This window comes from Bacillus sp. 03113, from assembly GCF_006546985.1.
In the GTDB taxonomy this organism is placed as follows: Bacteria; Bacillota; Bacilli; order Bacillales; family Cytobacillaceae; genus VATK01.
On the sequence record NZ_VATK01000024.1, the window covers coordinates 18,053 to 41,668 of the forward strand.

At 36.7% G+C, this 23,616-nt stretch carries 21 protein-coding genes and 1 tRNA gene; 21 read left to right on the forward strand and 1 reads right to left on the reverse strand.

Annotated elements, in window-relative coordinates:
* The first annotated feature begins 86 nt into the window (after positions 1–86).
* The 18 genes from ispE (at position 87) to FDO66_RS18745 (ending at position 18,023) form a co-directional block, all read left to right on the forward strand.
* Entirely contained in the window at positions 87–956 is an 870-nt protein-coding gene (gene ispE / locus FDO66_RS18660; protein WP_141434175.1) for a 4-(cytidine 5'-diphospho)-2-C-methyl-D-erythritol kinase, read from the forward strand.
* Positions 957–1,014: 58 nt separating this feature from the next.
* Entirely contained in the window at positions 1,015–1,842 is an 828-nt protein-coding gene (gene purR / locus FDO66_RS18665) for a pur operon repressor (RefSeq protein ID WP_141434176.1), read from the forward strand.
* Between the two features lie 14 nt (positions 1,843–1,856).
* Entirely contained in the window at positions 1,857–2,231 is a 375-nt protein-coding gene (locus FDO66_RS18670) for a RidA family protein (RefSeq protein WP_141434177.1), read from the forward strand.
* Between the two features lie 281 nt (positions 2,232–2,512).
* On the forward strand, positions 2,513–2,803 hold the full coding sequence (spoVG, locus tag FDO66_RS18675) for a septation regulator SpoVG (protein ID WP_141434178.1): 291 nt from the start codon (positions 2,513–2,515) through the stop codon (positions 2,801–2,803).
* Between the two features lie 316 nt (positions 2,804–3,119).
* The gene (gene glmU, locus FDO66_RS18680) at positions 3,120–4,493 is read left to right on the forward strand and encodes a bifunctional UDP-N-acetylglucosamine diphosphorylase/glucosamine-1-phosphate N-acetyltransferase GlmU (RefSeq protein WP_141434179.1); all 1,374 of its coding nucleotides are present in this window, start codon (positions 3,120–3,122) and stop codon (positions 4,491–4,493) included.
* A gap of 117 nt (positions 4,494–4,610) precedes the next feature.
* Positions 4,611–5,567 carry a ribose-phosphate diphosphokinase gene (locus FDO66_RS18685; protein ID WP_141434180.1) on the forward strand — a complete coding sequence of 319 codons (957 nt, stop codon included), beginning with the start codon at positions 4,611–4,613 and terminating at the stop codon, positions 5,565–5,567.
* 215 nt (positions 5,568–5,782) lie between these two features.
* On the forward strand, positions 5,783–6,415 hold the full coding sequence (locus FDO66_RS18690; RefSeq protein WP_141434181.1) for a 50S ribosomal protein L25/general stress protein Ctc: 633 nt from the start codon (positions 5,783–5,785) through the stop codon (positions 6,413–6,415).
* A 354-nt stretch (positions 6,416–6,769) separates the two neighbouring features.
* Positions 6,770–7,330 carry an aminoacyl-tRNA hydrolase gene (gene pth, locus FDO66_RS18695; protein ID WP_141434182.1) on the forward strand — a complete coding sequence of 187 codons (561 nt, stop codon included), beginning with the start codon at positions 6,770–6,772 and terminating at the stop codon, positions 7,328–7,330.
* 179 nt (positions 7,331–7,509) lie between these two features.
* Positions 7,510–7,740 (forward strand): anti-sigma-F factor Fin, encoded by a 231-nt coding sequence (fin, locus tag FDO66_RS18700; protein WP_141434183.1) that lies wholly within the window; start codon positions 7,510–7,512, stop codon positions 7,738–7,740.
* Positions 7,741–8,021: 281 nt separating this feature from the next.
* Positions 8,022–11,552: a transcription-repair coupling factor gene (gene mfd / locus FDO66_RS18705; RefSeq protein WP_141434184.1), complete on the forward strand. Its 3,531-nt coding sequence runs from the start codon at positions 8,022–8,024 to the stop codon at positions 11,550–11,552.
* Positions 11,553–11,812: 260 nt separating this feature from the next.
* The gene (gene spoVT / locus FDO66_RS18710) at positions 11,813–12,349 is read left to right on the forward strand and encodes a stage V sporulation protein T (RefSeq protein WP_141434185.1); all 537 of its coding nucleotides are present in this window, start codon (positions 11,813–11,815) and stop codon (positions 12,347–12,349) included.
* A 126-nt stretch (positions 12,350–12,475) separates the two neighbouring features.
* On the forward strand, positions 12,476–14,089 hold the full coding sequence (locus tag FDO66_RS18715; protein WP_141434186.1) for a putative polysaccharide biosynthesis protein: 1,614 nt from the start codon (positions 12,476–12,478) through the stop codon (positions 14,087–14,089).
* Between the two features lie 5 nt (positions 14,090–14,094).
* A complete protein-coding gene (gene yabN / locus FDO66_RS18720; RefSeq protein WP_395939818.1) occupies positions 14,095–15,552 on the forward strand; it encodes a bifunctional methyltransferase/pyrophosphohydrolase YabN in 1,458 nt (485 codons plus the stop codon).
* 19 nt (positions 15,553–15,571) lie between these two features.
* Positions 15,572–15,832 (forward strand): RNA-binding S4 domain-containing protein, encoded by a 261-nt coding sequence (locus FDO66_RS18725; RefSeq protein ID WP_141434188.1) that lies wholly within the window; start codon positions 15,572–15,574, stop codon positions 15,830–15,832.
* 99 nt (positions 15,833–15,931) lie between these two features.
* Positions 15,932–16,231: a sporulation protein YabP gene (gene yabP / locus FDO66_RS18730; protein ID WP_141434210.1), complete on the forward strand. Its 300-nt coding sequence runs from the start codon at positions 15,932–15,934 to the stop codon at positions 16,229–16,231.
* The gene (yabQ, locus tag FDO66_RS18735; RefSeq protein WP_141434189.1) at positions 16,228–16,854 is read left to right on the forward strand and encodes a spore cortex biosynthesis protein YabQ; all 627 of its coding nucleotides are present in this window, start codon (positions 16,228–16,230) and stop codon (positions 16,852–16,854) included. The genes yabP and yabQ overlap by 4 nt, the downstream gene beginning before the upstream one ends.
* 24 nt (positions 16,855–16,878) lie before the next feature.
* Positions 16,879–17,265, forward strand: a complete 387-nt coding sequence (locus FDO66_RS18740) for an FtsB family cell division protein (protein WP_141434190.1) — start codon at positions 16,879–16,881, stop codon at positions 17,263–17,265.
* A gap of 317 nt (positions 17,266–17,582) precedes the next feature.
* Positions 17,583–18,023: a S1 domain-containing RNA-binding protein gene (locus FDO66_RS18745; RefSeq protein ID WP_141434191.1), complete on the forward strand. Its 441-nt coding sequence runs from the start codon at positions 17,583–17,585 to the stop codon at positions 18,021–18,023.
* 430 nt (positions 18,024–18,453) lie between these two features.
* Here FDO66_RS18745 and FDO66_RS18750 read toward each other — a convergent pair.
* Positions 18,454–18,527 (reverse strand) — tRNA-Met (locus FDO66_RS18750).
* Positions 18,528–18,781: 254 nt separating this feature from the next.
* Here FDO66_RS18750 and spoIIE point away from each other — a divergent pair.
* The 3 genes from spoIIE (at position 18,782) to FDO66_RS18765 (ending at position 23,428) form a co-directional block, all read left to right on the forward strand.
* Positions 18,782–21,265: a stage II sporulation protein E gene (spoIIE, locus tag FDO66_RS18755; RefSeq protein WP_141434211.1), complete on the forward strand. Its 2,484-nt coding sequence runs from the start codon at positions 18,782–18,784 to the stop codon at positions 21,263–21,265.
* Between the two features lie 479 nt (positions 21,266–21,744).
* Positions 21,745–22,482 (forward strand): VWA domain-containing protein, encoded by a 738-nt coding sequence (locus FDO66_RS18760; RefSeq protein ID WP_141434192.1) that lies wholly within the window; start codon positions 21,745–21,747, stop codon positions 22,480–22,482.
* The gene (locus FDO66_RS18765; RefSeq protein ID WP_141434193.1) at positions 22,451–23,428 is read left to right on the forward strand and encodes a serine/threonine protein kinase; all 978 of its coding nucleotides are present in this window, start codon (positions 22,451–22,453) and stop codon (positions 23,426–23,428) included. Before FDO66_RS18760 ends, FDO66_RS18765 begins: the two co-directional genes overlap by 32 nt.
* Positions 23,429–23,616: the final 188 nt, after the last annotated feature.

Below are 23,616 nucleotides of genomic sequence, written 5' to 3' on the forward strand. Positions count from 1 at the left end.
ACCATCTATCTTTTTTTATTTATTTTTGTGGTAAAATAGGACAAATAATGCGACGATGAAAAATGTCAAAAAGTAGGTGGGTATTTTTGAAGCTTCTAGTTAAGGCACCAGCTAAAATAAATTTATCATTAGATGTTTTACATAAAAGGCAAGATGGATTTCATGAAGTTGAGATGATTATGACAACCATTGATTTAGCTGATCGGATTGAGCTAGAGCTGTTAGAAAAGGATGAAATAAAAATTCTTTCTCTAAACCGATTTGTACCGGATGATCAAAGAAATTTAGCTTATCAAGCAGCCCTTTTGTTAAAGCGAAAATTTCAGGTGAAAAAAGGTGTATTAATAAAAATAGAGAAAAATATTCCAGTCGCAGCAGGATTAGCTGGTGGAAGTAGTGACGCAGCTGCAACACTTAGAGGGTTAAATAAGCTTTGGAAATTAGGCTTATCACTAGATGAGCTAGCGGAAATCGGATCAGAAATCGGGTCAGATGTTTCTTTTTGTGTATATGGAGGAACAGCATTAGCTACCGGAAGAGGGGAAAAAATTGAAAGACTTCAAGCACCGCCTACCTGTTGGGTTGTACTTGCTAAGCCATTTATAGGTGTTTCTACGGCAGATGTCTATCGCAGACTAGATACAAAAGACCTTAAACATCCTGATACATTAAACATGATTCAATCTATTCAAGAAGGGGATTATGTAAAGCTTTGCAAAAATGTAGGAAATGTATTAGAAGACGTTACATTAAAGTTATATCCAGAAGTAGCTCAAATTAAAGATCAGATGAAGAGGTTTGGTGCAGATGCAGTATTAATGAGCGGGAGTGGACCAACGGTTTTTGGACTTGTCCATCACGATTCGAGAATGCACCGAATTTATAATGGTTTACGTGGATTTTGCGATCAAGTATTTGCTGTAAGAGTGTTAGGAGAAAGACATTCTCTTGATTAAATCCGTATGTTAGTGTTATATTATGTTAAAAATATTCGGATTTTGTGGAGGTTCAGAAATGAAGTTTCGTCGTAGTGAGCGTTTAATTGACATGACGAATTATTTAGTCGAGCATCCAAGACAATTAGTTTCTCTTTCTTTTTTTTCAGAAAGATACGGCTCAGCGAAATCGTCTATCAGTGAAGATTTAGCCATCATTAAAGAGACATTTGAACAAAGAGGGATCGGTACTTTACATACAATACCAGGAGCGTCTGGCGGAGTTAAATTTCAAGTAAAGGTGAAAAATGACGAAGCAAAAAGATTAATTGATAAATTATGTAAGTGGATTTCTAGTCCAGAAAGGCTGCTGCCTGGCGGTTATCTTTACATGACTGATATTCTTGGGAATCCTTCAATTGTGAAAGAGGTAGGCAGTTTGTTTGCTGCTGCATTTACTGATACAAAGATAGATGTTGTCATGACTGTTGCAACAAAAGGAATTCCATTAGCATATGCTGTTGCTAGCTACTTGAATGTTCCAGTTGTAATTGTCAGAAGGGATAGCAAGGTAACAGAAGGGTCAACAGTAAGCATTAATTATGTTTCTGGTTCATCCAAAAGAATACAAACGATGGTTCTCTCCAAACGAAGCCTTTCAGAAGGGTCAAAAGTGTTAATCGTTGATGATTTTATGAAGGCAGGAGGGACTATTAATGGTATGATTAGTTTAGTAGATGAGTTTAAAGCATATGTAGCAGGTATTGCTGTGCTTGTTGAAGCTGAGAAAGCGGAAAGGTTAGTCGATGAATATGTGTCGCTTATCCGACTTTCAGGAGTAGACGTAAAGGAAAAAAAGATTAGTGTAACTAAAGGAAATTATTTTAATAAATACATAAATATCTAGGAGGAGCACAGAAAATGAAAACGATACAAACAGATTTAGCACCAGCAGCAATAGGACCATACTCACAAGGGATTGTTGTGAACAACTTATTTTTTAGCTCTGGTCAAATTCCTTTAACAAAAAACGGCGATTTAATTGAAGGTGACGTAAAAGATCAAGCTCACCAAGTTTTTCAAAACTTAAAAGCGGTTCTAGAAGAAGCAGGGTCATCATTTGAATCGGTTGTAAAAGCAACTGTATTTATTAAAGATATGAACGATTTTGGTGCAATAAACGAAGTATATGGCGAATATTTCAAAGCTCATAAACCAGCACGCTCATGTGTAGAAGTAGCAAGACTTCCTAAAGATGTAAAACTTGAAATAGAGGTCATTGCACTAATAAACTAAAAAGAAAAGCGTAAGCGCCTCGAACAGCCCTGAAGAAAAATGTTCATTTGGCTAAAAAAGTGTTTTTTACTTTTAGAGGCAAAGGGTTATTTTTCACAAGGGCTAGGCGCTTTAGCAAGACTACTGTCTACCTTCAAAGTTAAAATTCTGATCTTTATCTGTATTGGTTGTATAATTTTACCTTAATGATTCGAAAATTTTTTCCAATTATGCAGGAGTTACAGAAATTCTGTTGAATTTATTAATCTAGATGTTATCAACTAGTAAAGGTGGTGAACAGAATGGAAGTAACTGATGTAAGGTTACGTAGAGTCAATACAGATGGACGGATGAGAGCAATCGCATCCATTACATTGGATAATGAATTTGTTGTTCATGACATTAGGGTGATCGATGGGAACAACGGCTTATTTGTAGCAATGCCAAGTAAACGAACACCAGATGGCGAATTTAGAGATATTGCTCATCCCATTAACTCAGGAACAAGAAGCAAGATTCAAGAAGCTGTTTTGGCAGAGTACCACCGTTTAGGAGAATTAGAAGTAGAATTTGAAGAAGCCGGTGCTTCCTAAGGTTTTTAAACAACTAGGGCCTACTTCATAGTAAGGCTCTTTTTTATTGTGTAAATTTGTGAATTTTTTGATATAGATAGGTGTCTGCCTCCGATCTTGTCATGGTTGTTAACCCCGAGATAAAAACCTCAAAAAATATTCTTCTTTGTACATCTTCTCTAATTTTTATAGGGTTGAAATAACTCTTTTTATCAATAATCAACAAAATCACTTCACCCGTAAACGAAATGAAATAGAATTTGTGTTCTCTCCTTGAAATGAACGTGTAATTAAGATATATTCTTAATGGATAAAAAGGTATATTGGAGGCCTGTTGATGCTTACTCGTTATGCAGTAATATTAGCCGCGGGACAAGGAACAAGAATGAAATCAAAGCTATACAAGGTTCTTCACCCTGTATGTGGAAAACCAATGGTACAGCACGTCGTTGATCAAATATCAACACTTGATATAGACCGTATCATAACCATCGTAGGACATGGTGCGGAGCAAGTAAAAGCACAGCTTGATACTCAAAGTGATTTTGTGCTTCAAGAAAAGCAGTTAGGAACTGCTCATGCTGTAATGCAGGCGGAAGAATTACTTAATGATAAAGAAGGTACAACGATTATTGTTTGCGGTGATACACCTCTAATCACATCTGAAACGATAGAAGCTTTATTTGAACATCATGAAAAAATGAATGCTAAAGCTACAATATTAACGACTTTTATTGATAATCCAACAGGCTATGGAAGGATTATTCGAAACGAACAAGGTCTTGTGAAGAAAATTGTAGAGCATAAAGATGCAACAGAAGAGGAAATACAAATCAAGGAAATTAACACAGGAACCTATTGTTTTGATAATAAGCTGTTATTTAAAGCTTTGAAATCTGTGAAAAATGAAAATGCTCAAGGTGAATATTATTTGCCAGATGTGGTTGAAATATTACAACAACAAGGTGAAATCGTATCAGCTTTTCACACAAATGACTACGAAGAAACAATTGGTGTGAATGATCGAATTGCTCTTTCACAGGCAGAGCGCATTTTACAAAAGAGAATCAATGAACGACATATGCTGAATGGTGTGACAATTATAGACCCAGTTCATACGTATATTGGCACTGATGTTGAAATTGGGTTCGATACTGTAATCTATCCAGGTACAACATTATCCGGACAAACAGTTATTGCTTCAAATTGTTCTATTGGTCCAAATACTGAGGTAAAAGACTGTAAAATTGGAGAACATACAGTTATAAAGCAGTCTGTTGCACACGACAGCAGCATTGGTAGTGATGTGCATATCGGACCATTCGCTCATATACGTCCACAATCAAGTATCCATAATGATGTAAAAATAGGTAATTTTGTCGAAATAAAAAAAGCTATTTTTGGAGCAGGAAGTAAGGCCTCGCATTTAAGCTACATAGGCGACGCCAACGTAGGAAGTGATGTCAATATAGGCTGCGGATCGATCACGGTTAATTATGATGGGAAAAATAAATTCTTAACTACGATCGAAGATGGAGTATTTATCGGATGTAATTCAAATTTAATTGCACCGGTAACAATTGGCAAGGATGCATATGTTGCTGCAGGATCTACCATTACAGATGATGTTCCAGGTGAAGCATTATCGATCGCAAGAGCTCGCCAAGTAAATAAAGAGAATTACGTAGAGAAGCTTAATTATAAAAAGTAATGATGTAAAATATAAAGTAGGGAATTTAGTTTTACTTAATGAGTATCTCACCTTAAGTAATGATTAACCTTGGGGGTATATCCATTCCCTTGATAATAAACCAAAGCGGAGGTCAACATGTCTAATCAGTATTTAGATCCAAATTTGAAATTGTTTACATTAAGCTCGAATCCAGAGCTAGCAGAGGAAATATCGGAATCCATTGGCGTAAAGCTTGGTAAATGTTCGGTTCATCGATTTGCTGATGGAGAAATTCAAATTAATATCGAAGAAAGTATTCGTGGCTGTGATGTTTTTATCGTACAATCTACAAGCAATCCAGTAAATGAGCATCTAATGGAATTATTAATCTTAATTGATGCTTTAAAGCGTGCATCAGCAAAAACGATTAGTATCGTAATGCCTTATTATGGTTACGCTCGACAAGATCGTAAGGCTCGTGCTCGTGAACCAATCACAGCAAAATTAGTTGCAAATCTGCTTGAAACAGCAGGTGCAACCCGACTAATTACTTTAGACCTCCATGCACCACAGCTTCAAGGCTTTTTTGATATTCCAATCGACCATTTAATGGGTGTACCAATATTAGCAGAACATTTCCAAAACTGTAATTTTAACGGTGAAATTGTGATTGTGTCTCCAGATCATGGCGGAGTGACACGTGCTAGAAAGCTGGCAGAACGTTTAAAAGCTCCTATTGCTATTATTGATAAACGTAGACCAAAACCTAATGTTGCGGAAGTTATGAATATTGTCGGTAATGTTGAAGGAAAGATTGCCATTTTAATTGATGATATTATTGATACAGCTGGTACGATTACACTTGGAGCAAATGCGTTAGCGGAAAATGGTGCTGCAGAAGTATATGCATGCTGTACACACCCTGTGTTATCTGGGCCAGCAATGGAAAGAATTGAAAACTCACAGATAAAAGAGCTCGTCGTTACGAACTCGATTGCTCTTGGCGAGAAGAAAATGAGCAAAAAAATTATTCAGTTGTCTGTTGCAGAGCTAATTGGTGAGGCGATTGTTCGTGTCCATGAGGATCTATCTGTAAGTACTTTGTTTGATTAATCCAAAATAGTAGATTAAGCATAAGCTTGTGCTTTTTTAGAATGTAAGTTTAAATTTTCTCAAGTCCGATGGGTGTCTAGCTCCGACGTACAGGACGTACTAGTGCCGATTTTCTTATTGTTATTTTTTGTGAATATCAATTTAAATGTTTATCCCCATTCGTTTTAGGGCATTTTTATAAAGAGCCTTATTTTATAAAATGGAAGGGGATTGCTATGAGCACGTTGCTGCAAGCAAAAGTACGTAGGAAATTTCAGCATTCTAATTTAACAAAACTCCGTGAGGGAGGAAATATCCCAGCTGTTGTCTACGGAAGTAAGCTTGATAGTAAGCCAATCTATTTAAACGGACCTGAATTATTGAAAACAATGAAATCTGTTGGAAGAAATGGAGTTATTTCATTAGACGTAGAAGGAAAACAACAGTCGGTCATATTAAGTGAATATCAATCTGACCCGTTAAGCCACAAAATTATTCATGTTGATTTTCTAGCGGTGGATATGAACAAAGACATTACAGCAGATGTAAAAGTTGTATTAGTTGGGGAAGCGAGCGGTGTGAAGGATGGCGGTGTCTTGCAGCAATCATTACATGAAGTATCAGTTACAGCAAGACCAAATGATATTCCTTCTTCTATTGACGTGGATATAACAAATCTACAGGTTGGGGAAACCTTAACGATTGCTTCTGTTAAGATAGATGGCAATGTTCATTTAAACCATGAAGAGGAAGAGGTTATTGCTTCCATTCTCCCACCAAGACAGGAAGAAGAAATTAGTACAGGTGAAAAACAAGAAGAAGCTGCACCTGACAATTTAGAAGGAAGAGAAACAGAAGTGACTGAGTAAGCACGAATGAAAAGATAAAAGGGTTGCTAACATAAATAATAAGGGTTTGACTCAGGTAGGATCTTATTTGGTCAAACTCTTTTTTTATAGATAGGCTCTGTTAAATTTCAGTGTTGATTTATAATCGTCAGGAAATTTACTCGCTTTCCGCGGACGAACTGGCAAGCCTCCTCGCTCGTACCTCACTGCGGGGTCTTTCCAGCCCGTTTTTCCGCAGGAGTCTCGCAAATTTCCTTCCAAAATCAACATTATCGTTTAACAAAGCCTATAGATAAATAAAACAGCATTTTTTTACATGCTGAACAAGGCGCTTGCACTTTTCTTACATAAGAGAAACAAGTTAGGGTGAGAACAATGAAATTAATTGTTGGTTTAGGAAATCCAGGAAAGCAATACGAAAAAACAAGACATAATATTGGTTTTGAAGTGGTTGATGCTCTTTCTGAAAATTGGAGAATTCCTCTTAACCAGGGGAAATTTAAAGGAATTATCGGGATGGGTTTAGTAAACGGGGAGAAGGTCATTTTGCTAAAACCACTTACCTATATGAATCTTTCTGGTGAGTCTATTCGGGCGGTTATAGACTATTACGATTTAGAGCAAGAAGATCTTCTGGTGATTTATGATGATCTTGATTTACCAGTAGGAAAGATCAGGCTTCGTCAAAAAGGAAGTGCTGGTGGACATAACGGGATTAAATCAACCATTGCTCACTTAGGAAGTCAACAGTTTAATAGAATTCGAATTGGCATTGATCGACCTTTGACGGGCATAAAAGTACCAGATTATGTATTAGGCCGTTTTACCAAGGAAGAGCAGAATGTTATGGCTAATGCTGTAATAAAAAGTACAGAAGCTTGTAACCAATGGCTGGATGAACCGTTCTTACAGGTTATGAATAAATATAATCAATAAATCGATATAAGAATCTTTACTGGGCAAACAGCCCGTCGATAAAAGATAAGATCAGATGTTCTAACAAAACCAGATTATTATCTGTTAAGTTTGTTAAGACTACTCATGGTTTTTATGTATAAATTCTTCCTTAGTCGCCAATACTATTGCTAGTTCATTGTATTAAGGGAGGTTTATGCATGGCAATTTATTACCATTGTCGGCATTGCGGTGTGAAAATTGGGATGATTGATTCATCGTATGTTGAAATTGAACGACTTGGATTTCATAAACTAAGTGATGAAGAACGTAAAGATATGATATCATATGATGGAAGCGGAAATATTTACATCAAATCAATTTGTGAAAATTGTCAAGAATCTTTACAAAAAAATCCAGAATATTATCAAAATGATTATTTTATTCACTAAAGCTTTGGACAGCTTATCCAAAGCGTTTTTCTATTTGTATATCGATCTATTTTTTGTAGTATACTCTTTGTAAAACAGTATTAAAGTGTTGGATCTAAAGCATGTTAGAGGTTCATATGTTAAACATATAAAGAATAAATATAGGTTGATATAGAAACTTTTATCAGAAATTAGGATTTCCTGCGTATTGTGTCTTCCGTGTCTAAAGCTAATCACGGCACGCTGCGCTTTACTTATAATGATCGTAAGACAATTATGTTTTTTTGGAGGGAGGGGTTCGAATGTCAGGATTAAACGAACTTTTTTATGAGCAAGATGATACGAGTGCGGTTATTTCAGGAATTGATGGGGGCTTAAAGGAACAATTAGTTGCTGGTCTATCTGGATCAGCTAGAACGATATTTTTGGCTTCGATTTATGAAAAAACGAAAAAACCAATGATAGTGATTACACATAATCTTCTTCAAGCACAAAAGCTGTATGAAGATTTTTCTAATATGTTAAATGAGGATGTTTATTTGTATCCTGCAAACGAATTAATTGCAGCAGAAGTTAGTGTTGCTAGCCCAGAATTAAAAGCACAAAGAATAGAAGTGTTAAATCATTGGATACAAAAGAAGAATGGAATTACGATTGTTCCAATGGCTGGGCTTAGAAAGATATTACCGCCTGTAGAGCTATGGAAGCAAAATCAACTGGTTATTCAAGAGGGTGCTGATATTCAGGTTGAAGAGACCTTAGAAAAATTAATACGAATGGGCTATGTCCGTACAGATATGGTATCTTCTCCAGGTGAGTTTAGTGTTCGAGGCGGGATCATTGATATTTATACCCTTACAGAAGAAAATCCGATTCGAATTGAATTGTTTGACACAGAAATAGACTCCATTCGATCATTTTCTCTAGATGATCAAAGGTCTAAAACAAAATTAAAGGACGTCATCATTGGACCGGCATCAGAAATGCCGTTTGAAAAAGAGCAATTCGAACAATTAAGTGCCAATCTTGAAGCAGGACTTTCTGCTAGCTTGAAAAAATTGAAGGATGAAAAAACGAAAGCACAATTAACACAAAATATAGGCTATGAATTAGAGCAGCTTAAAAACGGCCAAAAGCCTGAGCAGCTGGTCAAGTATCTGTCTATCTCATATAAGCATCCTAGTAGTTTAATAGATTATTTACCGAAAAATGGCCTGATTGTGCTGGATGAAATAAGCAGAATTTTTGAAATGAATGATTCGCTCGAAAAAGAAGAGCTAGAGTGGTATACAGGCCTATTAGCCGAGGGAGAAATTATTCATAATGTAAAAGTCTCTCATGATATACACGAGCTGATGCATGGATCGAATCGTCCGCTTCTTTATATGTCCTTATTTTTAAGACATGTACCAAATACAAATCCACAAAATATCGTAAATGTTTCTTGCAAACAAATGCAGAGCTTTCATGGCCAAATAAATGTATTAAAGAGTGAAATTGAGCGCTGGAAAAAAAGTCGTTTCTCTGTTGTATTTCTTGCAACGGATGAAGAGAGAGTAAAAAAACTAGAAAGCGTTCTTGCTGATTATGATATTGATGTATCGATAAGCTATGATCAAAAAATCCAAAAAGGCAAAATCCAGATTTTACAAGGGAGCTTACTCACAGGATTTGAATTGCCGATACAAAAAGTAGCGATCATTACAGAAGGAGAGCTTTTCAATAAACGAACCAAAAAGTCTTCAAGAAGGCAAAAGCTTTCAAATGCTGAAAGAATTAAAAGCTATTCAGAATTAAGGATCGGCGATTATGTTGTTCATGTTAACCATGGAATAGGAAAGTATTTAGGACTTGAAACACTTGAAATTAATGGCGTCCATAAGGATTATTTGCATATTCGCTATCAAGGTAGTGATAAGCTATACGTTCCAGTCGATCAGATTGACCTAATTCAAAAATATGTAGGATCGGAAAGCAAGGAACCTAAGGTTTACAAGTTAGGTGGGAATGATTGGAAGAGAGTAAAGAAGAAGGTAGAATCGTCTGTCCAAGATATTGCAGAAGATTTAATTAAGCTTTATGCAGAGAGAGAAGCCTCTAAGGGTCATTCTTTTTCTCCAGATGGCGACATGCAAAGAGAATTTGAAACCGCTTTTCCTTATGAAGAAACGGAAGATCAGCTTCGTTCTATACATGAAATAAAAAAGGATATGGAAAAAGAAAGGCCTATGGATCGACTTCTTTGTGGAGATGTCGGATATGGAAAAACAGAAGTAGCTTTAAGAGCTGCTTTTAAAGCGATTGCAGATGGAAAGCAGGTTGCGTTTTTAGTTCCAACGACAATTTTAGCGCAGCAGCATTATGAAACAATGAGAGAACGCTTTCAAGACTATCCGATCAAGCTAGGTTTATTAAGCAGGTTTAGAACAAGGAAAGAACAGACACAAACGATTAAAGACATAAAAGCCGGAATGATCGATGTCGTAATTGGCACCCATAGAATCCTCTCAAAGGATATTACTTATAAGGATTTAGGATTGTTAATTATTGACGAGGAACAGCGATTTGGAGTTACACATAAAGAAAAAATTAAGCAGTTAAAAACAAATGTTGATGTGTTAACTTTAACGGCAACACCGATTCCAAGAACGTTACACATGTCTATGCTAGGAGTTAGAGATTTGTCTGTTATTGAAACACCTCCAGAAAATCGATTCCCTGTACAGACCTACGTGATGGAGTATAGTGAAGGGATCGTCAGAGAAGCGATTGAGAGAGAGTTAGCACGTGAGGGACAAATTTATTTCTTATATAACCGTGTAGAAGATATCGAGAGAAAAGCAGAGGAGATCTCTATGCTCGTACCAGATGCTAGAGTTTCTTATGCTCATGGTCGAATGACAGAGAATGAGCTTGAAACAGTGATGCTTAATTTTCTTGAAGGTGAAAGTGATGTTTTAGTCAGTACAACCATTATCGAAACAGGGGTAGATATTCCTAACGTTAATACGTTAATCGTATATGATGCAGATAAAATGGGACTTTCACAGCTGTATCAGCTACGAGGAAGGGTAGGTCGTTCAAACCGGGTAGCCTATTCCTATTTTACTTATCGAAAGGATAAGGTGCTCACTGAGGTAGCTGAAAAGCGACTTCAAGCCATTAAAGAGTTTACCGAGTTAGGTTCAGGCTTTAAAATCGCTATGCGAGATTTAACAATTAGAGGGGCAGGTAACCTTCTTGGTGCAGAGCAACACGGCTTTATCGATTCAGTTGGATTCGATTTATATTCTCAAATGCTAAAAGAAGCAATTGAACAAAGAAAAGGAGTATTTGATATAGAGAAAAAGCAATCCATTGAGTTGGATCTTGAAGTGGATGCTTATATTCCTGATTTATATATTTCGGATGGCCAGCAAAAAATTGAAATGTATAAACGTTTTAGAGGAATATCAACGCTTGAAGATATAGATGAGCTGCAGGAAGAAATGATTGATCGTTTTGGAGATTATCCTGACGAGGTTACTAATTTATTTAAGTTAACAGAGATGAAGGTTTATGCTTTAAAAGCAGGTATTGAGCAGATCAAGCAAACAAAGAATGAAATCTTAATTCTTACTTCTGAGCAAGGCAGTGAGCGGATTGAAGGTTCGAAAGTATTTAAGCTAAGCGCTCCATACGGTAGAATGGTTGGGTTAGGAATGGAAGGGAAAAAATTAAAGATCGTTCTTTATGTAAAAGGAATTGCTACAGAAAAATGGCTGCAAGTTGCTTTTGAAATGATTCAAGCCTTACTACAGTCAAAAAAGGAACCGGAGAACACCGCTGTATAAAAAAACAAGAAAAATAATGTCTAAAGATCATGCAAAATAGGTTTAAAAAGATAAGACTAGGGTATTTCCTAGGGTATAGACGCGAAATGGAAAGTTTATCCGTATATGGAATTGATATCTTTTAGGAGAAAAAATATTTGGATATGTATAGAACTTTCCATATGAAAGATACTAAGTTCAAATATGGTGAAGGATTCACAAAAAGGTATAGAAAACTTTGCCAAATTAAAAATCATCAGATGAAAGTGAGGCAACGTTGAATGAAAGCAACTGGAATAGTTCGTCGAATCGATGATTTGGGTCGCGTAGTTATCCCAAAGGAAATACGGAGAACTTTACGCATTCGTGAAGGTGACCCATTGGAGATCTTTGTTGACCGTGATGGAGAAGTGATTTTAAAGAAATATTCTCCGATTAGTGAATTAAGTGACTTTGCAAAAGAATATGCAGAAGCATTATATGACAGCTTGGGAAATCCTGTATTAATATGTGACAGAGATACTTTTATCACAGTTGCAGGAGGCTCTAAGAAAGAATACTTAAATAAAAGCATCAGTGAAGAAGTAGAAAAAGCAATGGAAGATCGCAATGCCATCCTTTCAAACCAAGAAAGCGAGATTTCCTTAGTAGAAGGGCATCCTGAAACGGTCTCTGCTTATACAATTGGTCCAATCATTGCCAACGGCGACCCGATCGGAGCAGTCATTATTTATTCAAAAGAACACTCATTAGGTGAAGTAGAACAAAAAGCAGTAGAAACAGCTGCTGGTTTTTTAGCAAGACAAATGGAATCATAGCAGAATTTAGAAAAGCGCTTTATACTTTTTCTAACATTTAAAGGCAGCCTTTGGCTGCCTTTCGTTTGTTGTACAGGCTCATTATGCTATAATACTTTCGAACTGAGATTTGGAAGGGGGCAAAAAATGAAGCCCGAACACCCATCGGCAGAAATATATAAAGGAGCCTTTATCCTAACGGTTGCGGCTTTACTTACGAAAATATTAAGTGCCATTTATCGAGTTCCATTTCAAAATATAGTGGGCGATGTTGGTTTTTATATTTATCAGCAAGTTTACCCTTTTTATGGGGTTGTTCTAGTATTATCTACATACGGTTTCCCAGTGGTCATTTCAAAGCTTTATGTTGAACGTGCAGTCCGGCAGGATACGGAAGGGATAAAAAAACTATATTTCCTAGCAGTTCTCGTTTTATCTTTACTAGGAATTACTGCGTTTTTTACTCTTTTCTTCGGGGCAAATGCACTATCTGCTTATATGAAGGATCCTCAGCTGGCAATTTTGTTCAAAACGATTTCATTCGTATTTTTATTATTTCCTATGTTGTCTTTATTACGCGGCAACTTTCAAGGTAAGGGTGAAATGTTTCCGACAGCCGTTTCTCAAGTAGGCGAACAGCTTTTTAGAGTTATGACTATCTTAATGGCTGCTTTTTTTCTAACAAAGCATGGCCAATCTCTTTATGTCGTTGGGAGTGGAGCAATGTTTGGATCTATAACAGGCGGAATGATTTCTTTGCTTATCTTACTTGCTTTTATTCGTTTTAGAAGAGATAAGGTGAATCGACTTGTATATACATGGAAGGATCTGAAAGGAAGTAGAAAAATTGCGAAAGCACTAATCATTCAAGGCTTTGCAATCTCCATTAGCAGTATGATTCTTATTTTTATTCAATTAGCTGATTCGCTAAATCTGTATTCCCTTCTTTTATCAGCAGGAATCAATGGAGAAGCGGCTAAAGAACTAAAAGGAATTTATGATCGAGGGCAGCCATTAATCCAAATCGGAACGGTTATTACGACCTCTCTTTCTTTATCGCTTGTTCCGCTTATCTCAAGCGCTAAGCTAAGAAAGCAAACGAATCAACTGATTGGAAAAATACGTTTTGCCTTACAAATAGGTTTGTTCATTGGAGTAGGTGCTTCAATTGGATTATGGTCCATTATGGAGCCGACAAATAAGATGCTGTTTGAAAATGGGAGTGGCACCCATGTGTTATCTGTTCTAAGTTTGATGATTGTTTCTAGCTCTTTAATTATGACGTGTACAGCTATTTTACAAGGACTCGGTTTTACGTTATATCCTGCTTTTGTTATCTTGTGTGGCTTTTGTGTGAAGTATGCTGTCAATATTGTCTTTATTCCACTGTGGGGAATTATGGGGGCAGCGATTGCGTCTAATGCTTCTCTCCTCTTCATATTGCTCTTATTATTCATAAAGCTTCGTATTGAATTAAAAGAATCCATTTTTACGCTCCGATCTATTTTCCTGATTGGTTTTGCAGGAATAATGATGATGCTTGTGTTAAAAGGGTATTTATCTTTAACCAATCTTTTGTATGGAGCAAAAGAAACGAGTCGACGATTTGCCTGCTTCCAGGCTTTAAGCTCGATTTTTATCGGGGGGTATACTTTTTTATTTTTTGTTATTAAGGTGGCCCTTTTTAAGGAAGAAGAGCTTTCTTTATTACCGTTTGGGAAAAAAATACTTTTGTTGATCCCTAAAAAAAGCAGGAGATGAGAAATGTGAAAATTACTATTTTAGGTCTTGGTGCAGGAGACCTTAACCAATTACCTTTAGGTGTCTACAAGGCACTTGTAAATGGATCAAATATTTATTTACGAACAAAGGAGCATCCTGTTGTCCGTCAGCTTGAACAAGAAGGACTTTCTTTTCAATCCTTTGATTCCGTCTATGAACAGTTTGATCAATTTGAAGATGTGTATAAAACAATCACTGAGTCATTATTAAAGAATGCAGGACAAGAAAATATTATCTATGCTGTACCAGGGCATCCGCTCGTCGCTGAAAAAACGGTACAGCTCTTACTTGAAGCAGGACCTGAAAATGGGATTGAGATAGAAGTGAAAGGTGGACAAAGCTTCTTAGATAGCCTTTTTCAGGCTTTAAAAATTGATCCGATCGACGGGTTTCAGCTTTTGGATGGCACAGCACTTAGAAGAGAAGAGATTCAGCTTCGCCAGCATGTCATTATTGGTCAGGTGTATGATTCCTACGTTGCATCGGATGTAAAGCTGACATTAATGGAAAAGCTTCCTTATGATTATCAAATATTCATTGTAATTGCTGCAGGGAGTGCAGAAGAGCAGATCAAAAAAGTTCCTCTAGTGGAATTAGATCGAGAAGTAGAATTAAACAATTTAACAACGATTTATATTCCACCTGTTCAAGAGGAAGAAATATTATACAAGGAATTTACAAAGCTTCGTCAGATTATTGCTGAATTAAGAGGGCCGAATGGATGCCCGTGGGATCTTAAGCAAACACATCAATCCTTAAAAAAATATTTAATAGAGGAAGCGTATGAGTACATTGAAGCGATTAATGAAGAGGATATTGATCATATGATTGAGGAGCTCGGAGATGTACTGCTTCAAGTTTTGCTTCATGCGCAAATAGGAGAGGATGATGGATTCTTTTCTATTGAAGATGTCATTCAAGGGATATCCTCAAAAATGATTCGTCGCCACCCGCATGTCTTCGGCAATTCAATTGCTAAAAATGAAGAAGATGTGATGAAAAAATGGCAGGAAATTAAGAAGGAAGAAAAAGGGGAGAAATCCTTTTCTTTACTTGATGGGATAGGAAAAGAGTATCCTAACTTGATGAGAGCATATGACATCCAGAAAAAATGTGCAGAGGTAGGATTTGATTGGCCAGAAGTCGAACAGGCTTGGGAAAAAGTAAAAGAAGAATGTATAGAATTTCAAGAAGAAGTGAAGAAGGATGCAAAAAGTGAGGAAGCTGTAAAGGAATTTGGAGACATTCTATTTGCCCTTGTGAATGTAGCTAGATTTTATAAAATCAATCCAGAGCTTGCCCTTTTCGAGACGAATGAAAAATTTAAGAATCGTTTTTCATACATTGAAGGTCGGGTTAAGGAAAGTGGAAAAGAATTTCATGACTTTACATTAAAGGAATTAGATCGTTATTGGGACGAAGCAAAAGAAAAAGGCTTATAATGCTAGGGAGTGATTTTTTATGCGATTAGATAAGTTTTTAAAGGTTTCAAGATTAATAAAACGTAGAACATTAGCAAAAGAGGTTGCTGATCAAGGAAGAATTCTTATAAACGGATTGCAAGGAAAGGCAAGCTCAACAGTAAAAGCAGGTGACGAATTAGCGATTCGTTTTGGTCAAAAGGTGGTCACGGTCAAAATAGAAAGCCTTCAAGAAAATGCTAAAAAAGAAGAAGCAGCTAATATGTACACCGTCCTAAAAGAAGAAAAAGTAGGCGAATAGCGAAAAAGATAAGGTAAAACTTCACAAGTTCTATTTTATTTTTCTATCTCATACACATGTACAAAAAGGTTGTACATTGTGATTGTGAGGGATGACAAGGTGAATCAATACTATGACAATACTCAAAAAAGTCAAGTACAAGAACATGATGTCATTATGCGAGGAAGAAAGTTACTTGATATTACAGGTGTGAAACAAGTTGAAAGCTTTGATAATGAAGAGTTTTTATTAGAGACAGTAATGGGTTTTTTAGCGGTTAGAGGACAAAATCTACAGATGAAAAACTTAGACGTCGATAAAGGGATTGTTTCGATTAAGGGAAAAGTTTTCGACCTAGTCTATCTTGATGACCAACATGGGGAGAAAGCTAAAGGATTCTTTAGCAAGTTATTCCGATGACTCTTTCTACTCAGTTTATGACTATGCTTGCCATGGTGGGCATGGGCACATTTTACGGAGCATCGTTAGATACGTACCAACGTTTTTTAAAAAGGGCGAAGAGAAAGAGCTGGCTTGTATTTATCAATGATCTTTTATTTTGGGCGTTACATGGGTTATTGGTTTTTTATGTCTTGTTTATTGTAAATCGCGGTGAACTTAGATTTTATTTATTTTTAGCAATCTTATGTGGATTTGCTGCTTATCAGGGCTTGTTCAAACGAGCCTATCTTTGGTTATTAGAATGTTTTATTTCGATTTGCATCTCGATTTATCTTTTTATAAAAAAAGTCATTATTCTACTCATTTATCGACCGATTTTCTGGATCATATCGACAATTATTTTTATTATATACAAGGTAAGTATAGGGATATTGAAATTAATTTTCCTTGTTTTGAAGGCTGTATATGTGTTATTTAGAACTATACTATTATTGCCGTTAAAATGGATACTTTCCTTTTTTTATAATGCTCTTCCAAAAAGTATTAAAAAAATCGTCGAGAAGTTTTATAATAAAATAGCAGGACATTTACGTTCAATCAAGAAATTTGCATTAAGATGGATATTGAAAAGGAAAAAATAACCCAGGTTAGGAGGACTGCGAACTGTGAGTGTAGCTAGGAAACGTATCATAACGAAATTAGAAACAAATTATGCTTTGCAGCAGGAGGTAGCCCAACTTAGTACAGCTAGAAGAAAAAAGCTATTGTTTAGAAGATTAACAGTTTTTTTTATTGCTGCATCGGTCCTTTCATTTATGATGATCTCAACACTCCTTTCGCAATCATCTACACTTGAAAAAAAGATAAATGAAAAAGAAAAGCTTAGTCACGAATTATCAGGATTAAAAAAACAAGAAGAAATGCTAAAAGAGGAAGTTGTGAAACTCCATGATGATGACTATTTAGCGAAGCTAGCAAGAAAGGACTATTTCTTGTCTGAGAAAGGTGAAATTATTTTTAGTATTCCCGAAAAAAAAGCTGAAAATAAATAAGAAAAGCGCAATCGCCTTGGTCAGCCGCTCGGATCATAAGCCACTATACGCAGGAAATCCTGATTGACTTGCGTATTGTGGCTTATGATCCGAGCGGCGGCGCTGGCCGATTAAGTACGCCACGGCCGCATGTCTTCTTCGGCACTAGTACGTCCTGTACGTCGGAGCTAGACACTAGTCGGAGTTCCGAAAACTTTCTTTTTTTTTTAATAAAGGAACAAGTTAGGAATCGTGTATTATTGACACTCTTTTTTCCAATTCGGTATAATATACTGTAAGTATGATTTTTTATATCTTTAAGGAGGCAAAATCTTTTTATGTCAATTGAAGTAGGCAGCAAGTTACAAGGTAAGGTAACAGGAATAACTAATTTCGGGGCGTTTGTGGAGCTGCCGGAGGGTTCGACTGGTCTTGTACACATTAGTGAGGTCGCAGACAATTATGTCAAGGATATTAATGAGCATTTGAAAGTTGGCGATCAGGTTGAAGTAAAAGTCATTAATGTTGAAAAAGACGGGAAGATCGGGCTATCAATTAAGAAAGCAAAAGAGAGAACGGAAAGAAACGAGTCAAGAGGAAGCTCTCAATCCCATTCTCAACGTCCACGTCACGGCAGAACGAATGACAATCGCTCTTCTAACAAGGAGAATTTTGAGTCCAAAATGGCACGTTTCTTGAAAGATAGCGAAGATCGTTTGTCATCTTTAAAACGAAATACTGAGTCCAAACGTGGGGGAAGAGGCGCTAGACGAGGTTAATTGAACTTGCTGCTGATTACTGATAATAAATAGCAGGGTTTATCGCTGATAAATTCCCTTTTCATAAGACAAGTCCAAATGACTTGTCTTTTTTGTATAAAAAAAGCGCCCTGTTTAGAGTAAAAAACAGATGTTTTTTACTCTAAACAGGGCGCTTCCGACGTACAGGATGTACTAGTGCCGATGAAGACATAAGGCCGTGGCGCCTTTAATCGGCCGTATTTCTGTATGTCTAGCTCCAGGTGTCATCGACTCTATGGTCTTTCCATTTTGGCTTATGCTTGTCGCCGATAAACAGGCATTTCAAGATGTCTAGTTCCAGTGCCTAGCCCTTGTGAAAAATAACCTCTTGTCTCTAAAAGCAAAAAAGCGCTTTTTGAGCCAAGAGAACATTTTTCTTCAGGGCTGATCAAGGCGCTTCTTTTCGGTATAGCGGCGGAGGGGATCGAACCCACGACCTCACGGGTATGAACCGTACGCTCTAGCCAGCTGAGCTACGCCGCCAAAATTCATTAAAGCAACAAATAATATAATACAAAGGAATTAATGGAATTGTCAACACATTTTTGATAGATAAATAAAATATTTACTAACTGACATACAACTATTAATTCTTCCATCATTTTGTATCTATATAAAAGATTGACTAGAAAAGAGTCGAGAAAAAATTAAGAGCTTGTTTGCTAATTTGACAAACTTTTGGAAAGGAGGCTTTTATAATGATCAACAACAATAACAAGATGGGGAGTGTAGATTTAATGGAAAAGGTAGAAAAGAATCTTATCGAACCTATGAGAGAAATCAATTTTAATAGACCGAAGCTTAACCTAGCGAATGGACTAAACAAAATTCAATTGAAGATGGAAATCTTCTTTCTCAAAAAAGGCTATCTTTTATTGTTAATTGGTTTTTTATTAGGTAGAGCTTTAATTTTGGCAAAGTTTACTCCATTTAGTCTTCCATTTTTTGCTGCAGTGTATCTACTTAGAAAAGATAAAGCTCCTATAGCGTTAATAGGCATTATTGTTGGAGCAGCGTCTCTCTCGATGAAAGAGGCGATATCTGTATTTGCACTCTCGGCTATTTTTTTATTTTCCCTGCGAACGACAAAGAAATGGTTACGTAATGAAATGAGAGCCCTCCCTTACTATGTGTGTTTTACTGTTCTAGCAAGTAGCTTAGCAGAAAGCTTTCTAATAAGGCAAAGTATATCGCTTTATGATGCCATGATGGCAGGGGTAGAGGCAAGTTTAGGATTTATTTTGACTCTCATCTTTATACAAAGCCTCCCACTTTTATCTTTAAATAAAAGAAGACAATCCTTAAAAACGGAAGAAATTGTTTGTTTAATTATAATGTTAGCATCTGTTATGACTGGTACGATCGGATGGTCGCTCTACGATTTATCGATTGAACATATTATGTCTAGATATTTAGTACTCCTTTTTGCATTTGTTGCTGGAGCAGCCGTTGGATCGACAGTTGGAGTGGTTACTGGCTTAATTTTTAGCCTCGCAAATGTTTCTAGCTTCTATCATATGAGTTTACTAGCCTTTTCAGGACTGCTTGGAGGTTTGTTAAAGGAAGGAAGAAAAATAGGCGTCTCTATCGGTTTACTTATTGCGACATTACTTATTGGGATGTACGATCAGGGAGGTGGAGACATTCTAACTTTAACTGTTTTAGAGACGACGGCTGCCATCCTGTTATTTCTTCTTACTCCAAAGGAGCTCACCTCGAAATTATCCAAATATATTCCTGGAACACCAGAGCATTCAGCTGAACAACAGCAGTATATGAGAAAAATACGCGATGTGACGGCACAGCGTGTTTCTCAATTTTCAAATGTTTTCGAAGCGCTTTCAAAAAGCTTTTCCTCTATTGATGACCACTCGATAGAAACGGATGAAGAGGAGCAAGAACTGGATTATTTTTTAAGCAATGTAACAGAAAAAACTTGTCAAAACTGCTTTAAGAAGGATTATTGTTGGGCAAGAAACTTTAATACAACCTATGATTATATGAAAGAAATTATGCACGAATTAGAGAGAAATGAAGGGGAAGTGCCGCAAAAGCTATCAAGAGAATGGGAACAACATTGTGTAAAGCCAAAAAAAGTAATGGATATTATTTACCAAGAACTTACTCATTATCATGCTAATCAAAAGTTAAAAAAGCAAGTTAAAGAAAGCAGAAAACTAGTTGCAGATCAATTGCTAGGAGTTTCTGAAGTAATGGAAGACTTTGCAAAGGAAATACAAAGAGAAAGAGAGAATCACCATAAACAGGAAGAATTAATTTTAGAGGCATTACAAGAATTTGGTGTTCATATCGAACACGTTGAAATATATAGCCTAGATCAGGGGAATATTGATTTAGATATTACGATCCCTAATTGCCAAGGGCATGGTGAATGTGAAAAATTAATTGCTCCTGTCCTTTCAGATATATTGGGTGAGACCATTCTAGTTAGCTCGGAGGAATGTGCAACGTATCCAAATGGATTTTGTCATGTAACATTTCGATCTGCTAAAGCCTTTGTTGTGGATACAGGGGTTGCTCATGCCGCTAAAAATGGAGGGCTTATTTCTGGAGACAGCTACTCAACTATTGATGTTGGGTGCGGGAAATATGCAATTGCAATCAGTGATGGAATGGGAAATGGTGAAAGGGCTCATATTGAAAGCATGGAAACTCTTCAATTATTGAAAAAAATTCTGCAATCTGGGATAGAAGAAAAGGTAGCTATAAAGTCGGTAAACTCTGTTTTATCTTTAAGAACGAATGATGAGATATTTTCGACATTAGATTTAGCTATGATCGATCTCCAAAATGCTTCATCAAAGTTTTTGAAAATTGGCTCCTCACCAAGCTTTATTAAGAGGGGAGATAAAATAATGAAGATACAAGCAAGTAATTTACCAATTGGGATTGTAACAGAGTTTGAAGTAGATGTTGTCAGTAAGCAGCTAAAAGCAGGTGATTTGCTCATTATGATGAGTGATGGAGTGTTTGAAGGACCGAAGCATGTAGAAAACTATGATTTATGGATGAAAAGAAAAATCCAAGAGCTAAAAACAGATCATCCGCAGGAAATAGCTGATTTATTAATGGAAGAAGTGATTCGATCAAGATCTGGAAGTATTGAGGATGATATGACGGTAGTAGTAGCAAAAATTCAACATAACACACCGAAATGGGCATCGATCCCGATCAATAAATATCGCAAACTCGCAAATTAAGAAACAAAAGTGCAAGCGCCTTGATCATCGACGTACAAACTGGAGGGACTTCGACTGAGATAAGGCGAACCTTCCATAAGGGTGTTCTTTCCCTGATGGTTAGCTTGAGCCGATCAGGTTTTTACGGGCAGTTTTTTATACACTGTACATTTTTTTAGGTCATATCTTACTGCCCGTTAAAACGTGATAAAGGATACACGATGAGCGACAGCGAATCGATGTTGACTTATCGTAGGGAGGAGGCCTGAAGTTTGATAGTCGATAGGCGCTGGAGCTGGACGTCGATTCATAATGTTCATAATTATCAACAACCAACTATTTTATAATTACCTTTAACATGAGCAAGGCGCTTCCGACGTACAGGATGTACTAGTGCCGATGTTGCCACAGGACGTGGCGTTCTTAATCGGCCGCTTTTCTATGTATAAATCCTTTCCTTGAGGTCGAGAATGGTATTAATTCGTTTGAGGAGGGTATATATGAGTACAGGAAGATTAAAGCAAATTTTACTGATAACGGATGGATGCTCAAATCAAGGAGATGATCCTGTTGCGATGGCCGCTCTTGCTCGTGAGCAAGGGATTACTGTAAATGTTATAGGAGTTATGGATCATGATGTGATAGATGAAAATGGAATAAAAGAAATTGAAGCCATTGCAATGTCGGGTGGAGGGGTCAGCCAGGTGGTGTATGCCAAACAGCTGTCTCAAACCGTGCAAATGGTTACGAGAAAAGCGATGACTCAGACCCTTCAAGGTGTCGTAAATAAAGAGCTGCAACAAATATTGGGTGGAGCTAGTACGATTGAAGATCTTTCCCCAGAAAAAAGAGGAGAAGTAATGGAGGTTGTAGATGAACTAGGAGAAAGGGTGGAGCTGGAGGTCTTAATTCTTGTTGATACAAGTGCAAGTATGAAGCATAAGCTCCCAACGGTAAAAGAAGCCCTGTTAGATTTATCTTTAAGTTTAAACTCTCGCTCTGGTGAAAACAAATTTTCATTGTTTGTATTTCCCGGGAAAAAGAATGATGTCGAAAGGTTGCTAGATTGGACACCTAAGCTTGAATCGTTAACAAGTATTTTTTCAAAATTAACAACAGGCGGCACTACCCCTACAGGTCCGGCTATTCGTGAAGCATTCGTAACCTTCAATAAAAAACGTTCATTAAGGAGATTTTTTACTCAAGATGATCAACCATACATTGAAGAATCGATGTAGAGTAAACGCAGGAACTGTTATAGAGGGCAAATGGCATAAACAAAAATATACCATCATTAAAGAGTTGGGGTATGGGGCGAATGGTACGGTTTATTTAGCACAATATTTAAATAAGCAAGTTGCGCTTAAAATGAGTCATAATGGAATATCCATCACTTCGGAAGTAAATGTATTAAAATCATTTGAGAAGGTCCACGGGTATGCCCTCGGGCCTTCTCTTATCGATGTAGATGATTGGATAACGAGATCGGGGATTATTTCGTTTTATGTTATGGAATATATTAAGGGAATGGACTTGCTATCTTTTATTAAGCAAAAAGGCCACTCTTGGACTGGGGTGCTTATTATCCAGTTGCTAAAGGATTTGGATATCTTACACCAAAATGGCTGGGTGTTTGGAGACTTAAAGCCCGACAATCTTATCATTACAAGCCAACCTACTAGGATTCGCTGCATTGATGTAGGGGGTACAACCATGAAAGGGAGAACCATAAAGGAATTCACTGAATTTTTTGACAGAGGATACTGGGGGCTTGGGATGAGAAGAGCGGATCCAGGCTATGATTTATTTGCTGTCGCGATGATCTTGATTAACTTAGCATATCCTAATCGTTTTGAAAAAAAAGAAGGTGGAATCATTCAATTAACCAAGATGATTCGCCAAATAAACGAATTACAGCAGTATGAAAAAGTCTTACTATCAGCGCTGCAAGGAAGATATGGGACTGCAAAGGAAATGAGGAGTGAACTGTTAGAACTTATGGGTCAAGATAGTGCAAACAGACAATCTCGAAACCAATCTTCTAAGCAAAGCCCTAAGCAGAATCATCCATCATTAAGCCGGCAAAATCGTAGAAAAATGAAAAAAAAAGGAGGGGTAATAGAAACCCTTTTTATTTGTTTCATTGTGTTTATGTTTTATGTGCTTTATCTGTTGTTACAATGACAAATGGATCCTAAAATTTTTTCTATCTATCAAGAAAATTTGAAACTTTTTGAAGGGTCAATCGTATATACTAAGATAATTTGCCATTTAACGAAAACAATTTTCGTTGGCTTGTACTTTGGATTATATATGCAACAATGATATTCTTATCATAATAGCCTATGTTTTTATAGTGCTATATTCAGATT

Bases quoted from the DNA above. Each gene is read 5' to 3' on its own strand.
- purR (WP_141434176.1), top strand. From the start codon at position 1,015: ATGAAGTTTCGTCGTAGTGAGCGTTTAATTGACATGACGAATTATTTA.
- FDO66_RS18670 (WP_141434177.1), top strand. From the start codon at position 1,857: ATGAAAACGATACAAACAGATTTAGCACCAGCAGCAATAGGACCATAC.
- spoVG (WP_141434178.1), top strand. From the start codon at position 2,513: ATGGAAGTAACTGATGTAAGGTTACGTAGAGTCAATACAGATGGACGG.
- glmU (WP_141434179.1), top strand. From the start codon at position 3,120: ATGCTTACTCGTTATGCAGTAATATTAGCCGCGGGACAAGGAACAAGA.
- FDO66_RS18685 (WP_141434180.1), top strand. From the start codon at position 4,611: ATGTCTAATCAGTATTTAGATCCAAATTTGAAATTGTTTACATTAAGC.
- FDO66_RS18690 (WP_141434181.1), top strand. From the start codon at position 5,783: ATGAGCACGTTGCTGCAAGCAAAAGTACGTAGGAAATTTCAGCATTCT.
- pth (WP_141434182.1), top strand. From the start codon at position 6,770: ATGAAATTAATTGTTGGTTTAGGAAATCCAGGAAAGCAATACGAAAAA.
- fin (WP_141434183.1), top strand. From the start codon at position 7,510: ATGGCAATTTATTACCATTGTCGGCATTGCGGTGTGAAAATTGGGATG.
- mfd (WP_141434184.1), top strand. From the start codon at position 8,022: ATGTCAGGATTAAACGAACTTTTTTATGAGCAAGATGATACGAGTGCG.
- spoVT (WP_141434185.1), top strand. From the start codon at position 11,813: ATGAAAGCAACTGGAATAGTTCGTCGAATCGATGATTTGGGTCGCGTA.
- FDO66_RS18715 (WP_141434186.1), top strand. From the start codon at position 12,476: ATGAAGCCCGAACACCCATCGGCAGAAATATATAAAGGAGCCTTTATC.
- FDO66_RS18725 (WP_141434188.1), top strand. From the start codon at position 15,572: ATGCGATTAGATAAGTTTTTAAAGGTTTCAAGATTAATAAAACGTAGA.
- yabQ (WP_141434189.1), top strand. From the start codon at position 16,228: ATGACTCTTTCTACTCAGTTTATGACTATGCTTGCCATGGTGGGCATG.
- FDO66_RS18745 (WP_141434191.1), top strand. From the start codon at position 17,583: ATGTCAATTGAAGTAGGCAGCAAGTTACAAGGTAAGGTAACAGGAATA.
- spoIIE (WP_141434211.1), top strand. From the start codon at position 18,782: ATGGAAAAGGTAGAAAAGAATCTTATCGAACCTATGAGAGAAATCAAT.
- FDO66_RS18760 (WP_141434192.1), top strand. From the start codon at position 21,745: ATGAGTACAGGAAGATTAAAGCAAATTTTACTGATAACGGATGGATGC.
- FDO66_RS18765 (WP_141434193.1), top strand. From the start codon at position 22,451: ATGATCAACCATACATTGAAGAATCGATGTAGAGTAAACGCAGGAACT.